Source organism: Deltaproteobacteria bacterium, assembly GCA_019308905.1.
Lineage (GTDB): Bacteria > Desulfobacterota > BSN033 > WVXP01 > WVXP01 > JAFDHF01.
Window position 1 is genome coordinate 1 of sequence record JAFDHF010000081.1, and the last position, 15,382, is coordinate 15,382.

15 protein-coding genes are annotated in these 15,382 nt (G+C 54.9%); 8 read left to right on the top strand and 7 right to left on the bottom strand.

From position 1 onward, the window contains the following. Positions 1-634: response regulator (locus JRJ26_18455; GenBank protein MBW2059476.1), on the top strand; the 634-nt coding region annotated here is incomplete at its 5' end. Positions 635-646: 12 nt separating this feature from the next. Here the strand turns inward: JRJ26_18455 and JRJ26_18460 are convergent. The 6 genes from JRJ26_18460 to JRJ26_18485 all read right to left on the bottom strand — a co-directional run bounded on the left by JRJ26_18460 (position 647) and on the right by JRJ26_18485 (position 7,795). Then, positions 647-1,216, bottom strand: coding sequence for a response regulator (locus JRJ26_18460; protein MBW2059477.1), 570 nt, complete (start codon positions 1,214-1,216; stop codon positions 647-649). Continuing rightward, positions 1,188-2,414: a response regulator gene (locus JRJ26_18465; protein MBW2059478.1), complete on the bottom strand. Its 1,227-nt coding sequence runs from the start codon at positions 2,412-2,414 to the stop codon at positions 1,188-1,190. The genes JRJ26_18460 and JRJ26_18465 overlap by 29 nt, the downstream gene beginning before the upstream one ends. Beyond that, positions 2,401-3,621 (bottom strand): HDOD domain-containing protein, encoded by a 1,221-nt coding sequence (locus JRJ26_18470; GenBank protein MBW2059479.1) that lies wholly within the window; start codon positions 3,619-3,621, stop codon positions 2,401-2,403. The genes JRJ26_18465 and JRJ26_18470 overlap by 14 nt, the downstream gene beginning before the upstream one ends. Position 3,622: 1 nt before the next feature. Next, entirely contained in the window at positions 3,623-5,746 is a 2,124-nt protein-coding gene (locus tag JRJ26_18475; protein MBW2059480.1) for a PAS domain S-box protein, read from the bottom strand. A 52-nt stretch (positions 5,747-5,798) separates the two neighbouring features. After that, positions 5,799-6,116: a response regulator gene (locus JRJ26_18480; protein ID MBW2059481.1), complete on the bottom strand. Its 318-nt coding sequence runs from the start codon at positions 6,114-6,116 to the stop codon at positions 5,799-5,801. A 323-nt stretch (positions 6,117-6,439) separates the two neighbouring features. Continuing rightward, complete coding sequence (locus JRJ26_18485) at positions 6,440-7,795, bottom strand: sigma-54-dependent Fis family transcriptional regulator (protein MBW2059482.1); 1,356 nt, start codon at positions 7,793-7,795, stop codon at positions 6,440-6,442. 382 nt (positions 7,796-8,177) lie between these two features. On the opposite strand from JRJ26_18485, the gene JRJ26_18490 reads away from it, so the two are divergent. Continuing rightward, complete coding sequence (locus JRJ26_18490; GenBank protein ID MBW2059483.1) at positions 8,178-8,873, top strand: Crp/Fnr family transcriptional regulator; 696 nt, start codon at positions 8,178-8,180, stop codon at positions 8,871-8,873. A gap of 190 nt (positions 8,874-9,063) precedes the next feature. Here the strand turns inward: JRJ26_18490 and JRJ26_18495 are convergent, their stop codons facing one another. Beyond that, positions 9,064-9,450, bottom strand: a complete 387-nt coding sequence (locus JRJ26_18495) for a nitrous oxide-stimulated promoter family protein (GenBank protein ID MBW2059484.1) — start codon at positions 9,448-9,450, stop codon at positions 9,064-9,066. 372 nt (positions 9,451-9,822) lie between these two features. Here JRJ26_18495 and JRJ26_18500 point away from each other — a divergent pair, with 372 nt between their 5' ends. The 6 genes from JRJ26_18500 (at position 9,823) to JRJ26_18525 (ending at position 15,347) form a co-directional block, all read left to right on the top strand. Further along, positions 9,823-10,695, top strand: a complete 873-nt coding sequence (locus tag JRJ26_18500; GenBank protein ID MBW2059485.1) for an EamA family transporter — start codon at positions 9,823-9,825, stop codon at positions 10,693-10,695. Positions 10,696-10,969: 274 nt separating this feature from the next. Then, a complete protein-coding gene (locus JRJ26_18505) occupies positions 10,970-11,887 on the top strand; it encodes a phosphate/phosphite/phosphonate ABC transporter substrate-binding protein (GenBank protein ID MBW2059486.1) in 918 nt (305 codons plus the stop codon). Between the two features lie 124 nt (positions 11,888-12,011). Next, the gene (phnC, locus tag JRJ26_18510) at positions 12,012-12,755 is read left to right on the top strand and encodes a phosphonate ABC transporter ATP-binding protein (GenBank protein ID MBW2059487.1); all 744 of its coding nucleotides are present in this window, start codon (positions 12,012-12,014) and stop codon (positions 12,753-12,755) included. 30 nt (positions 12,756-12,785) lie between these two features. After that, positions 12,786-13,604, top strand: coding sequence for a phosphonate ABC transporter, permease protein PhnE (phnE, locus tag JRJ26_18515; protein MBW2059488.1), 819 nt, complete (start codon positions 12,786-12,788; stop codon positions 13,602-13,604). A gap of 60 nt (positions 13,605-13,664) precedes the next feature. Continuing rightward, the gene (phnE, locus tag JRJ26_18520; protein ID MBW2059489.1) at positions 13,665-14,483 is read left to right on the top strand and encodes a phosphonate ABC transporter, permease protein PhnE; all 819 of its coding nucleotides are present in this window, start codon (positions 13,665-13,667) and stop codon (positions 14,481-14,483) included. A gap of 9 nt (positions 14,484-14,492) precedes the next feature. Then, positions 14,493-15,347, top strand: coding sequence for a substrate-binding domain-containing protein (locus JRJ26_18525; protein MBW2059490.1), 855 nt, complete (start codon positions 14,493-14,495; stop codon positions 15,345-15,347). The last annotated feature ends 35 nt before the right edge of the window (positions 15,348-15,382 follow it).

Below are 15,382 nucleotides of genomic sequence, written 5' to 3' on the forward strand. Positions count from 1 at the left end.
GCTTGCTGTGACTGACACTGGTTCGGGGATGACCGAGGAAGTCAAGGCACATGTCTTTGAGCCCTTTTTCACCACAAAGGAGATGGGCAAGGGGGCCGGCCTTGGCCTTGCCACATGCTACGGCATTGTCAAACATAGCGGGGGAAACATCTGGGTTTACAGCGAACCGGACAAGGGCACGACGTTCAAGATCTATCTTCCCCGGGTCGAAGGGGAGGCCGAGGCCCTGCCAAAGAGAGCTGATTCGGGGCTCGTGCCAAGGGGAACCGAGACGGTCCTTCTCGTTGAGGATGAACCCCTGGTGCGGGACATGGCTACCCGTATGCTCCGCACGTGGGGCTATACTGTTCTTGAATGTGCCACGGGAGAGGAGGCCCTGCAGGTGGCCCAGGAAAAGGGCGTGGAAGGGATTGATCTTCTTCTCACCGACATTGTGATGCCTCGGATGAGCGGCAAGGAGCTCGAAGAACGGCTAAAGGCCGAAAACCCTCAAGTGAGAGTGCTTTTTTTCTCGGGTTATACGGACAATGTCGTTTTTCACCGTGGCGTGCTGGAGCCGGATGCCGCCTTTATTCAGAAACCCTTTTCACCCACAGCACTGGCACAGAAGGTAAGGGAAGTGCTGGACGGGTAAGCCCGGGTTTTTTCATCCCGCTTTTGGTCTCAGTGATTTCTTGATCTCTTCCATCAGCCTGTCGAGGTCGCTGTCTGTCTCTTCGCCCATGATGATTGCATCGCTGGAGGTTCTCTTCACCCGTGCAATTCCTGGATGTTTTTCTTCCAGCTCCCTCAGGACTGCGGACTGATACCTGGCCTTTTCCAGCACCCTCCGGCTCTTTGCCATAAGGTCCTTCAGTTGGAGTGCCTGCCGGATAGTTACGGCAAGATCGACCTCATTGCAGGGCTTTGTCAAGAAGCGATAGATCTTGCCCTCGTTGATGGCGCGAATAGCCGTCTCCAGGCTCGCGTGTCCGGTAAGGATGATCCGGACCGTATCAGGATACCTCTGGGAGACGATGGTGAGAAACTGAGATCCTGACATGCCGGGCATCTTCTCGTCTGAGACAACCACATCAACAGGCTGACGAGCCAGGATCTCCATTGCGTGGTGAGCAGATTTTGCACTCAAGATCTCGTAAGGTTCCCTGCGGAGAGCCCGTTTCAGCCCTTCTGTGACATGGGGTTCGTCATCTACGAAGAGGACCTTCCGTGTCATATCGTATTCCTCCTTCGGGTCGGTCTTCCAGGTGATGGGTGTGTATTCTTCCTGTGAGTGGAATTAGTACGCGGATTGGTTCCTTGATTCCCGAGGTGCTGGCAAAGTTCCTCAACCGTTGGAGCATGGGTCGGCTGATCTGATTGCCCTTGGTGACCAAGAGCAGGCCATTAGCGGTCCGCACATGCTCGGCCAGAATCATGTTTTCACCCAGCTCCCGTACGGATACATCTCTGAGCTCGTACTTTGCCTGGTCAAGCTCAAGGACCGCCTCCAGCGCGGCCAGGATACCGGGATCGTACCAACCTGATCTCTCTTTGAGTACTGCCAGGGCCTTAGTCCCTTGGGTTCCGGAAGCCTCCAGAGCATCAAAATCGAGAACGACCTTAAGAATCCTCGATCCCAGAGGGATGTCTTTACCCCTCCGGGCATCTCTGGGTAGGCCGGAGCCATCAAAACGCTTTTCCTGATAAGCGATGATCTTGGCAACCCCCTGCATGCGTGGAATGTGGGCAAGCAAATCCGATGCAATGGATGGGTGTGTGTTGAAGAGCCTTGTTTCTTCCTTCGTGAGTGCTTGCCCCTTGTATATCTTTTTCAGAAGGTCTTCGGGCAGGATGATCCACCCGATCTGCGAGAGCATGGCAGCGGTTTCCAGCTGCCATACCTTGGAGATCCCCATCTCCAGGGCAATCTCTTTTGCGTAACGGGTGATTCGCTGGGCCCGGCCGAAAGCCTCGGGATTGAGCAATCCGAGTATCTCGGTAAGAACCCTGATGCTGCCGCGAAGGGTCTTCTCGAGCAGTTCCCGTTCAGCCGTGACCAGTCGATACTGTTCGATTCCCGCGGCGAGTGCCTTTGCCAGGGTATTCGGGTCGCAAGGTTTGGTCAGGAAGCGAAAGACATTCCCCTCGTTCACAGCCTCGATGGCGTTCCGTATATCTGCGTACCCTGTAAGGATCATGCGCACACTGTCAGGAGCGACCTGCCTGGCATGAGAGAGGAATTGAATGCCGTCCATGCCGGGCATGCGCAGGTCAGATACTATCACCGCGTACGGCCCTCGATTACTGACGGCCGCCAGCCCCTGCTGAGCACCGAGTGCTGTCTGCACAAGGAACTTCTTCCTCAATTGGCGCTCGTACGCCGCCAATATACTGGAGTCGTCATCTACAAAAAGAATCTTATCCGTCATCATTCTCTCCCTTTTCCGCTGCCTCGAGGCCGGCCGTCCGCCATACCGGAAGTCGTTCAATCATCCCACCATCTTTCAGATAATCAGAATCGATTCTTGACAGGGGCTCACCGGTTCCGGCCAAAGAGCGTTCATGATCAAGGACATTGCCGGTATGAACGGCCGTCAAGGGGCTGAACCCGACTTCAGGGCATCTGTGCGGCTCGTGGTGGAAGGCCAGGGCCTCAACGATGGAATCCGGGAGCCCCCAGAGACCCATCAGGTAGGCGCCCACCTCGGAGTGTGTCGTTCCGAATATTTCGAGTTCAGCTCTATGGATCGGGATGCCTTTCTCTTGTGCCCTAGCCGTGGTCTGTCTGTATTCTTGTGGGAATTTGGCCGCGAGCACGAGTTTCCCCGTGTCATGGAGCATACCCGCCATGAAAGCATCGTCAACCGCAGCCTCGCCTGGCTGTTCTTCTCTGGCAATGGCCTTTGCAATCACCCCGGTCATGATACTGTGCTCCCGGAGACTTTCAAGGGAAGGGCCTGAAAGGGCTGACCGATCGAACTCCGAGAAGATCTGAACCGAAAGGACTAGGGCTTTCATGGTCTCCAGCCCCAAGAGGGTCGCCGCCTGGACAGGGCTTGACACGTGCTGGCAAAGCCCAAAAAAGGCGGAGTTGACCAGCTGAAGGATCTTGGCGGTCATACCTACGTCTTTGGATATGATTTCCCCCACCTCCTGGATCGATGTGTCCGGGGAGTGCAAAGCTTCCACTATCTCTGCGTATAGAGAAGGCAGACTCGGCAGTGAATCCATTTGAGAAACCACTTGCTTGAGACGGTCGCCCCTCAACAGATCCCGGAGCGCGCTGGCTCGGCCTACGGCGGACTTCAGTACCTCTGGATCACAGGGTTTGGAAAGATACTGGTGAGCGGGCAGCACAGACTTGAGGATCAGCTCCTTTTCAGAATGCCCTGACAGAACAATACGCACGATTTCTGGGTGGCGTCTCCTCACTTCAGCCAAAAGCTCTGCTCCGTCCATAGCCGGCATCCGCATGTCCGACACCACAACATCGAATGGTTCTCTGCTGAGAACTTCCAAGGCCTCCTTTCCGCCCCCTGCAAACGCCATCTGCCATTCATGGCGCATACTTCGCAGCATCCTCTGGAGCCCCTGGAGGACTCTGGGCTCGTCGTCTACAAAGAGGATTCGTCTTTTCATCTCATATGCTCCGCGGAGCCCCTGACGGGTTCTCGGTTTGCCACGGGTAAGGAGAGTGATCCCCTCTATGCCTTCCAGCCTTTTCCGTTGATGTGGTTTCTTTCCCGATGGGAAGCCGAACCAAGAAGGTCGTACCTTTACCGGGTTCCGTCTCAAAGGTGATCGATCCGCCGAGTTTTTCCGCTATGACCGAGTGGGCGATGGCCAACCCCTGACCCGTTCCCCTGCCCACTTCCTTGGTAGTAAAAAAAGGGTCAAACACCCGGGATCTGAACTCTTCCGGAATACCTGTCCCCGTGTCACTGATGCGGATCTCGGCCCAGTCTCCATCCCGGCGAGTGCTGACCGTGATCCTCCCCTTCTCCTCGGAACCGTCTCCGACAACGTCGCCAATCGAATGGGCCGCATTTATGATCATGTTGAGGATCACCTGGTTGAACTCTCCCGGGAGACAGGGTACGAGGGGAAGGGCCGGATCAAAGTCCATCACCATCTCTGCCACATATTTCCACTCGTTTCGGGCAACAGTGATCGTGCTCTCTATGGCTTTGCCTATATCGATGGGGGTCTTTTCTTCTGGCCCTGGGTGGGAAAACTCCTTCATGGCCCGGACGATTTTCGAAACCCGCTCCACCCCTTCCAGGGTCTGCTCGATGGCTTTGGGGATCTCATCTTTGAGATACATCAAATCAACATTCTCCACAGTGGCCTCTACCTCTCGGAGGAGATCCTCCGCCAGTCCACTGCTCTTTGCCGCTTCGAGTAACCTGTCGTATTTTTCCAGGAGTACCTTCAAATCGCCGAAAGCATCCCGAAGAAAACGGGTGTTATCGCCCACATATTGGGTGGGAGTATTGATTTCGTGGGCTATGCCTGCGGCCAACTGCCCGATGGACTGCAGCTTCTGCGCCTGGGCAAGCTGGCTCTCCAGGAGTTTGCGGTCTGTCACGTCCCTGAAAAAACCCACGTTACATTTTCTCTCCTCCAATAAGACACTGACCGTGCAAACGTCGGCATATATTGTCTTGCCGTCTTTTCTCAGACATGGAATATTCTGCACCAGTGTCTTTTCTGCTTTTACCTGAGCCTCAAACTCGGAGATAACACGGTCCAAGATGTCTTTTGGGTAAATATCCATTACCCCCATTCTTTCCAGTTCTTCTTTGCTGTACCCTAGCATTCTACATATGGCCGGATTTGCGTATTTGAACTTCTTCGTTTCTATGTCCGCTATGAGTATCCCGTCAGGGCTTGCTTCAAACAGGGTTCTAAACTTCTTCTCGCTCCCTTTGAGGGCCTCCTCTGCCTGCTTGCGCTCGGTGATGTCCCTCACTATGCCTATGGCGTTCCACCTCCCTTTTATCTTTACCGACGAAAGAGAAAGCTCGACGGGGAATACTGTTCCGTCCTTTCTGAGAGCCGAAAGTTCAAGTGTTTTCCCCACAGCGGACCCTCGTCCGGTTTTCTGAAACTCACCGAAATTCTCTTCGTAGGGAGCGCGGTACTTTTCGGGTACTATCAACCGGTGCAGCTCTTTGCCCAGAGCCTCTTTCCTGGGATAACCGAATATCCTCTCAGCCGCCCCGTTCCAGTAGGAAACGTTTCCCTCAGTGTCCATCATAACGATCGCATCGTATGCCGAAGCGCTTATGGTTTTGAACTTCTCCTCGCTTTCCCGCAGTGCAGCCGTGCGCTTTCTGACCAGCCGCCTTAAGCCTTCCTTGAAAGAGCGGCTTTCGATTTCCAGCTCGCGCCTCCGCAGGGCATTGGCCACGCTGATCAGGATCTGGGCGGTCTTGAAAGGTTTGACCACGTATCCATAGACCCCGATTCTCAAGGCAGAATCGACGAGATTCAAGTCGTCCATCATGGATACGATAATGGCGGCTGTTTCCGGATATTCGTTCAGCACGTGGCGAACCAATTCGAGCCCTGATTCCCCTGGCATCACAATATCGCAAAGGATCAGCTCAAAATCCTGCTCTATGAGGCGCTCGCGGGCCTCAGCGCTGTTTGCGGCCAGTGTGCAGGCATGATCACTGCCCTCCAGTATCTGCCCGATCAGCTGCCGAACAGGTTCTTCATCATCCACAATCAGAATCCTTGTCTTCGTCTTTGTTTTCATAATCCCTGACCTCTTGTTGATTCCCCGGGTCTGCCCAAACGGGTGTCTGTATTTAGGTCGATCTCCCCATGGCCTTGTCAACCACACGCCGGAGGAGCCGATAGTCCAGAGGCTTGGCAAGGTAGCTGAGAATTCCCGCCTTTCTAGCGTCTCTTTCTGTTTGCTCAGAATAGTCCGAGGTAGTCATGACGAACTCGATTCCGGGAAACGCCTGCCTAAGTCTGGGAATCAGCTCATATCCCTTCATGTCGGCCAGGTCTGTGCTGATTACGGCGGCTTTCACAAAGGGGCCGACCGTCAGTTCCAAAGCGGCCCGGCCGGAATCCACTGCCACCGTGTGCCACTTGTTTGAAATGAGCGTCTGCTCCATCCTCTGGAGTTCTGCTGGTTCCGAATCCACCAAAAGGAGTTATGGGTTCACTCCCCTCACTCCTCAAACGACTCGGCTACTTGAATCACCAGGCCAGAAAGACCAAAACCCGTGCCAGCGCAGCCTGCACGGGTACTGTGTGCAAGATTTTCTTTACATCTCAATAGGATACTTGCCCTTTAGCTTGCCTGAAGAGGATCGTGTGATGGGGTGAGCCTGGTGCGGAGTGTGCCGTAATGAGACACTTCAGTTCAAAACCATCAATAATATTAAATGATTACGAGCTGTGCCCCCTTTTGGGACCGGTCCCGATCTGGGACAGGTCAGGCGAGACCGTATCTGTTGAGCTTCCGGTAAAGGGTGGAGCGGCCGATCCCCAACATGCGCGTCGCCTCACGCCTGTTTCCCCCGGCCCGGTTGAGGGCCTCCCGGATCATCCGCTTTTCGGTTTCTTCAAGGGTGGAAAAGGGATCTCGAAGAGTTCGCGTCTTCCTGGCGGCCTGGATTTCATGAGGCAGATCGCGAAGCCTTATCCATCGCCCTTTGTCTATGGCGTAAGCGCGTTCAATGGCGTTCTCGAGCTCTCGCACGTTCCCAGGGTAATCGTAAGAGAGAAGAGCATCCATGGCCTCGGATGAGATCTTTTTCTCGTGGCTGGAGAATTCGCAGGCGAATTTCTTCAGGAAGTGATGAATCAGAAGGGGGATGTCCTCCCGTCGCTTGCGGAGGGGAGGAATCATTATCGATATGACGTTCAGCCGATAGAAGAGATCCTTTCGCAGATCACCCTTTTTGATTGCCTCATCGAGTCTCCTGTTTGTAGCGGCAATGACCCTGACGTCGATGGAGACCTCCCTGGATCCTCCCACGGGCCGCACGGATCGCTCCTGGAGGGTCCGGAGGAGTTTCGCCTGGACCGCCGGAGGTACCTCGGCTATCTCGTCCAGGAAGATCGTACCTCCTTCGGCGGCCCTGAACAGTCCCAGGTTGTCCCTTATGGCTCCACTGAACGCTCCTTTCACATGCCCGAAAAGCTCGCTTTCCAGGAGGTCCGGGACAACGGCCGAACAGTTGATGGGGACAAAGGGTTTGCTTCTCTTGGGGCCACTGGAGTGAATTAACCTGGCAACAAGCTCCTTTCCGGTTCCGCTCTCCCCCTGGATGAGAACGGTCGAATCGTTCTCAGCCACCCGTTCAATGATCCCAAGGATCCCTTTCACCTGGGGGCTGGTCCCCACAAAGCCGCTGAACCCGCGTTGACTGTCGAGTCTCCGCCTCAGGATAGAGTTCTCCCGCTGGAGAGACTGTTTTTCCAGGGCCCGTTCGATGAGATGGCCCAGACGTTCGAGATCGAGGGGTTTGAGGAGATAGTCATAAGCCCTGAGGCGTAATGCCTGGATGGCCGAGTCAAGGTCCGAATATGCTGTCATCAGGATGACTTCCACCCCAGGACTGGTCTCTTTTATCGTAGCTAGAAGTTCCAGACCGTTCATTCCGGGCATGACCAGGTCCGTGATAACGATTTCTATGGGTTTGTCGACCATGACGGCCACTGCTTCTTTCCCGCTCTCGGCCAGGAAGACCCTGTATCCACGGGCCTTCAGAAACTGATGGATCATGTCCCGGACGACGGCTTCGTCATCGACAACGAGGATAGCCGTATTGCCATGTGGATTCATCGGTTTGCATGTCCTTGTTTTTTTGAAGATTCGTTGGTTCGGTCTCCTGCTGAACTTCTCCGTGCAAAACAGCTGCCAACAGAGGGGCCCTCACCCCCTTTTCGTACCACCTGTGTTATCCTAATACAGTGGCCGTCACCAAGAAATAGCCGTGGAGCGAGGGCTACAGAGTTGTTGGACGCACCCGTCTTGCCGAAGGGAGCGTCCCCGAAGGTGCGAATCCCTATGTCCGAGGCCGCCGGACCGGGTTCAGAAGGCCGAGTCGGAGGAGGCCCGGAAGGGGGGGAGAGTTCGTTCGGAGAGGGCGACCGGTTTTTCTTGAGTGGCGACCGTACTGGGAGATACGAGTCTGTGGGTCTCCCCACCTGGAATAGGGGGGGCAATGATGAAATCAAGAGAAATTCTGAAGAAGTCACCGCTCTTTTCCGGCCTGAACGATCGGGAACTCGGCCAGGTCGAATCCGCAGGCATAAGGAAGGAGTTCCAGAAGGGGCAGCTCATATTCGCCGAAGGCCAGAAGGCGACGGGTTTTTTCGTCAACCTTTCCGGTCAGATCAAGGTCTACAAGCTCTCGGCCGACGGGAGGGAGCAGATCCTCCATATTATTCTTCCCCCGGAGGCCTTTGCAGAGGCTGCCCTCTTTGCAGGCTCCACATACCCTGCCTTTGCAGAATCCCTCACCAAGACCCAGGTGCTGTATTTCCCTAAAGAAGACTTTCTCGGTCTTGTCCGAGAGAATCCTCAACTCTGTCTGAACATGATCGGGGGGCTTTCCTTGTGGCTGAGGAGGTTTGTCGACCTTGTCGAGGAACTCTCCTTGAAGGACGTCTCTGCCAGGGTTTCCAAATACCTCCTCGACGTCTCCATCCGATCGGGCCGCAAGGAGGAAGATGGGATCGTCTTCGAACTGGAAGTCAGCAAGACCCAGCTCGCCTCCAGACTCGGAACGGTGAGTGAGACCCTCTCCCGGGTGTTCAGAAAGCTCCGCGCAGGGGGGATCATCCGGGTGGAGGGCCAGAAGATAGTCATCCTCGACCGAGAGGGGCTGGAGAAGATCTCCTCGGGAATTTTGTTGTAGCAGTCCCTCTGTCCCCGGAGGAGCACCCCTGTTTTGGGAAAGCTCTTGTTCCGGAGCGACATCCAGGAAGCGGTGGGGTATCCCTCGAGGTCGAGGCGGGCGCCGGAAAACCCCGCCTTCAGATCACACTATGATCTTGAAGGGGTTTTGTGTGTTGAACGAATCGAACGGCCTGAACGATTCGAGATTTCTAGACCAGATAGTGATACAGGAGATCGAGCCTCCCCCTCTTGATCAGGTAGGGACCGGAGAATCTCATGACCTCCCGGACCGCTTCCCTGTACTTGCGGCTGTAGCACTGGGTTTCGCACTTCTTGCACATGGGCTTCGGGTCGTGGGGGCACCGGAGGCGTTTCCCTATACCGTAAGTGAGAAGCTCTGAGCAGGACTCACAAAGAGAGATCCCCCTGTCCACGAGGGGAGCCGCCTCTTCAAAAGGGAGGGAAAAGGGCCTTCTGTCCCGTTCCTTATGGTTCTCCTTGCAGAAGATGTGGACAAAGCGGATGAGGGTCCGGATATCCCTTTCTTCCTTCTTGCCCAGCTTCAAAGCGGTTCCTCCCGCATGGATGTATTCCATGGCCTGAACCGAACAATCCAAGTATAACACCAGAGGGATGTGGATTTCCTTGACCTGGGTCAAAGGAGCCCGGAGGGCCCGAGAACCGGGGCTACTCGATTCTCTGGAAGATCCACCCCCCACTGGCTCAGGTTGGCTGCCAGAGGGGGGTGGAGAGCACGGTCATCTCCAGGAATCAGAAAGCCCCGCCCGGCTATCACAGACAGAGAGAGAATTGCCCTGCCCAACATGGGCTATCGGTGATAACATTGAGGCTGCGGGAGAGGGGGAGGCCCGGTGGCTCTGAGGATCTCCTTGGCGGTCATCCCCTGGATGAGAAAAAGAGGTGCGGGCCTGTCTGCCCCATGAAATCGATCTGGGAGAGTTGACAACATGACCGGCTATGCTCTCGGGATTGTGCTCGTCTCGGCCTTTTTTCATTCCTGCTGGAACTACCTGGCCAAGAGGAGCGGCAAGAAGATCGTCTTTATCTGGTGGTTTCTCCTCTCCTCCCTGGTTCTGTACGTGCCTATGCTGCTCTATTACTGGTCGAGGATATCCATTCCCAGGACAGGCTGGGTCTTTGTTGCCGCAACAGGGGGTCTCCACTTCCTCTATTTCTTCTTTCTCGGGGGGGCCTACGAAAGGGGAGACCTCTCGCTGGTCTATCCCCTCGCCAGGGGATCGGCACCGCTTTTTGTATCCCTCTCCGCCCCCCTCCTGATCGGCGAAGAGCTCAGTGCCCTGGGTGGTCTCGGCATCCTTACGGTTGTCGCCGGAATCTATATAATTCATCTCCGTTCTTTCTCAAAGGCCTCCTTTGCCGAGCCTCTAAGAGCGATTCGCGGAGAGGTCTCTCTGTGGGCCCTGTCGACGGGCGGCACGATTTCGGCTTATTCCATTGTCGATAAGGTGGGCGTGAATCTGGTTCATCCACCGGTCTATATCTATCTCATGTTTTTGATCAGCTGGCTGATGCTTTCTCCCTTCGTTCTTCTGGGGCATCGCAGGCAGGTGGCAATAGAATGGCAGACCAACAAGGTGACGATCCTTCTGGTAAGCATACTTATCATGGCTTCCTACTTGATGATTCTCTTTGCCTTTCAGATCGCCAAGGTGAGCTACGTGGTCGCAGCCCGCGAGGCCAGCATCCTCTTCTCTGTGCTTCTCGGGGTCCTTCAGCTAAATGAGAAGCAGGGCCTTCAGAAGACGGTGGGGGCGGCCTTCATAGCAATGGGCGTGGTCCTCATCGGCCTGACGCGCTGACCGGATGGGAAGTGTCTCCGGAATCCGTGTGGATTTCGTACCATATGCTGTTCCACTCCCTTTCTCAAAGAACAGGGACCGCCTGCCCTGTGGCACTCAAAGCAAGAGGGTGCATTACGAAAAATTAATGGAAGATATAAAAACAATTAATTTGACTCATCCTTCAGCCCTTGCTATAAGATGAAAAAAAGGAAGAACACAGGCAAGAGAAAGGGGGTGAGTCCATCCATATCGTACAGGAGATTCAGAATATTGCAGAAAGAAGGAGGATGAAATGAAAAATCGAAGAGTTACGTTCACTGCCTTGTTAGTCTGTCTGAGTGTTCTCCTTGTCTTCTCGCTTGCCGGCCGGGTTTCCGCCGCACAGTGCGAAAATCCCGACGTTCTCACCTTTTCAATCATTCCCACCGAGGAGACGATCCAGGAGTTGACCCTCTATCAGCCGGTGATCAAGTACTTGGAGAAAACGACGGGAAAGAAGGTCGAGTTCTACATGCCCACCTCCTATGCCAGTGTGGTTGAGGCTTTGCTGGGCAAATGGGTCGATGTGGCTGTCCTCGGGCCGTACTCCTATGTTATCGCCCATTCAAAGGATCCTGATATTGTAGTCTTCTCCACGTATGCCAAGAGGCCGGGACATATCCAGGAGGAAGGTCCGGGATACAAATCGGTTCTCATCACGAAGAAGGGGACAGGATTCACCACAATCGAGTCCCTGAAGGGCTCGGTCCTCGCTCTTACCGATCCGGGCAGCACATCGGGTAACCTTATCCCTAGAGTGGTTTTCACCAAGAAGATCGGCATGCCTCTGGAGAAGTACTTCAAAAAGATCGTCTATACGGGGGAGCACGATCTCTCCACCATGGCCGTCTATGAAGGCAAGGTCGACTGTGCCTTTGTGGCCACCCATCGGTTCGACAACGTGATTGATCGGGGTATGGTAAAACAGGAGGATTTCAACTACCTCTGGTGGTCTCCCACGGTTCCTCAGGATCCTTTTGTCTACAGGATGTCTCTCTGCCCTGATCTGAGGAAAAAGATCGAGGATACCTTCCTTACGATCCACACGGTCCCGAAGGCCAAGAAGTGGCTGGATAATGTAAAGTCCGGTAAAATGGTCCCAATGACCGATGCGGACTACGACATCATCCGAGAACTCAAAAAGGCGAAAGAGGAGATGAAAAAGAAATAGACAGCCGAAGGGATCAGGCGAAGGTGGGCCACAAGGCCTTCCTTTGCCAATCTCCTCGTGCTGCACGGATGAACGGCCTGTGGATGCAGCAACCAGGCTTACGAGAGAGAAAAACGTGGCAACTCTGGAAGTCAGAAACCTTTGTGCCCGGTACGGGCGTTCCGGGCCGCAAGTCCTCAAGAACGTCAGCTTCAGCGTCGAGCACAACGATTTTTTCGCCATCATCGGACCCAGTGGTGCGGGCAAATCGACCCTCATCCGCTGCATCAACCGGCTGGTGGAGCCGACCGCTGGAGAGGTGATCCTCAATGGGGCCAATATCACGAAGATGAGCCAGGCGGAGTTGAGAAGAGCCCGCCGCAACATGGGGATGATTTTTCAAGAGTTCAACCTGGTGGAGAGAATGTCTGTCATTGATAACGTTCTGTCCGGCAGGCTTGGGTATGTTGGTACGGTCAGGAGCATACTCAGGATGTATCCCAAAGCCGATATTCAGAGGGCCCTGCAGTTGTTGGACCGGGTCGGGCTGGGAGATTTTGTCGACAAGAGGGCAGACGAACTCAGCGGCGGCCAGCGGCAGCGGGTTGGAATCGCGCGAGCCCTGATCCAGGACCCGAGGCTCCTCCTGGTGGACGAACCCACCTCGAGCCTCGATCCGAAGATCTCCCACGAGGTGATGGGAATGATCAAGGAGGTGTCCAGGGAAGCTGGGATACCGGTCCTTTGCAACATCCATGACGTCCAGCTGGCACTGGAGTTTTCCAACAGGGTCATTGGACTGCAGGACGGGGAGAAAAAATTCGAGGGGCCTACCGACCAGGTCGATAAGGGCACTCTCGAAAGGATTTACGCCATGGAGGTCCTCTGAGACCGATGGCAGCCGTGCGGGGTCTGGGTCATGGTTGAGGCGACAATCCAGCAAAAGACAGAGAGCATCATTGCAATCAGGACGCGGCGGAAGGCGATCCGGTACATGGTTTATGTCGGCCTGGTGTTTCTTGTCCTCTGGAGTATTCAGAGTACCATCATAGAGGATACGGACTGGGATCGAATCGGCGGTTTGAAATCGATCAGCCAAGGTGTGAAGCGGTTCGTCCCGCCGGACTTCTCGCTGTTCGGTCAGCTTGTGAAGCCGACGATTGAGACCTTCATGATTGCCGCTCTCGGGACCATGCTGGCCATCGTTCTCGCCATTCCTGTCTCATGGTTTGCAGCCCACAATATATCGCCCTTTCTCCCCGTCACATACCCTATCGGACGGGCGATCATGACCCTGTCCCGATCTGTTCATGAGATCGTTTGGGGATTGATATTCGTTTCGGCCGTCGGACTCGGGGCCTTTCCGGGAATCATAGCCGTGGGCATGCGTTCCATCGGGTTTATATCGAAACTCACCGCCGAGGCGATCGAGGACATCGATCCAGGGCCGGTGGAGGCAATAAAGGCGGTAGGTGGCAATTGGTTTCAGGTGGTCCTTTACGGGATTGTTCCCCAGATTCTCCCGGTCTTCATTGGTAACGCCATCTTTCAATGGGACATAAACATAAGAAGGGCGACGATCATGGGGCTTGTTGGGGCGGGAGGCCTGGGCCTCACCTTTCACAGGCAGTTGGTCATGTACAACTATCAAGGGGTCACGACCGTGATCATCGCCATTCTCTGTCTCATCGGATTCGGGGAGGTATGCTCCTACTATGCCCGGAAAGCCATCATCTGACCCTGTCGACTCGCACCGGGAAAAAGCCGAGAGGTGTTCACCTTGGAAAGCACCCAGATAATGAGCGGAGGTGGCCCTCAGAGAACCTGGAGCCGCTTCAAGTACCCCCAATCTCTCATCCGGTTCGGCATCTATCTCCTGATCGTGGTCTTTATAGGGTACTCAGTGGACTATCTCAATGTCCATCTGGGCCGCTTTACAACCATGTTTGGGAGGCTTTTGGACCTCTTCAGCCATCGATACTATCCGCCTGAAATCTCATATGTCTTGGAAAAAGACTATCTCGAATACGTCTTGGAGACGGTCAAGATGGCCTACCTGGGGGCGCTTTTTGGGATTGTCCTTTCAATTCCCATCTCCTGGTTTGCCTCATTCAATATGACCCCAAGCAGGCGGTTTCTCTACCCCCTCGGCAGATTCGCTATCATGCTTTCCCGGTCCGTCCATGAAATGATCTGGGCCATCCTGTTCGTGACGATTCTCGGCTTTGGTATGCTTCCCGGCGTGATGGCACTCACGTTGTTTTCACTGGGGTTTGCGGGGAAACTCTTTTCCGAGGAGATCGAGGCCATCAACAGGGGCCAGGTCGAGGCGATCAGGGCGACCGGTGCGAACCGGATCCAGGAGTTCATCTATGCCGTCTTGCCCCAGGTCAGAGTGGCCTGGACCGGCATCTCCATTTATACTTGGGATGCGGCCTTTCGTGCAGCCACGGTTGTTGGATTCTTTGGTGCAGGCGGTATGGGCTGGTATCTGAGAAGGACGGTCCAGCAAGTGCAGACCACGCGGGTTGCGGCAATTCTCATGTCCATCATAGCGCTCGTGGTTGTTTCTGAGGTCGTTTCGGCGTGGGCGAGAAGCAAGGTGAGAAGGGTGTAAAGGAACCACATGTCAAGGAAGTCGTCTTTTTTTCTGGTCTTTTTGTTGTCCCTGCTCGTGCATGGGTCCTGGGGATGGGCCGGCCTGCGAGTGGTTGGATCGGATTCGAACCTGGAACTCATGGCAAACCTCGTCATCGCCTTTGGTGCCAAGACGGGGATCTCCGTGGATCTCAGGGGCCCGGGTTCGCTGGAGGGACTTCACCAACTGATGCAAGGGAAGGCAGAAATCGCCTTTATTTCCAGACAGCTTTCCCGGAAGGAGAAAAGCAGCGGTCTCGTGGGGGTCCCATACTGCCGTGACGCGGTGGCCGTCGTGGTCCACCCGGCCAACCCGGTAAGAAACCTCACAAAAGGGGAATTGAGGGAGATCTTCACAGGAGAGAAGGCCTCGTGGAAGGACGGGACCCGGGTCGTCGTATTGATCCGGGACGGATTCTCCGGAACGAGACAGCTCTTCCAGGAGAGGATCATGGGGGGAGCGGCGTTTGCCCCTGCAGACTTGCACGTCGAGAAAAGAGGGAAGGGGGTCATCTTTTCGCCCATATTCTCCACCTTTCATCCCCCCTTTTTCCCCCTGGTCAAGAGACAGGAAGAGATGCTCTTTCTACTGTCCAAGATTCGAGGCGCCATAGCCTACGTCTCTGTCGGAGCCATTCCTAAGGAGTGTCACCTCGTCAGTATCAATGGGGTTCTTCCCACCAGGGAAAACATCAGGAAGGGGAGCTACCTGCTGAGCAGAACACCTACACTTGTCACCCTCGGACCGCCTGGGAATGAGGCGGTCCGCCTGATCGGATTCATCGTGGGCAAAGAGGGGCAGAGGATCGTCGAAAGGATGGGGTACATCCCCATAGCCGATTAGCCGGCATCTTGAGGAGAATGGAAGAATGGTCAAAA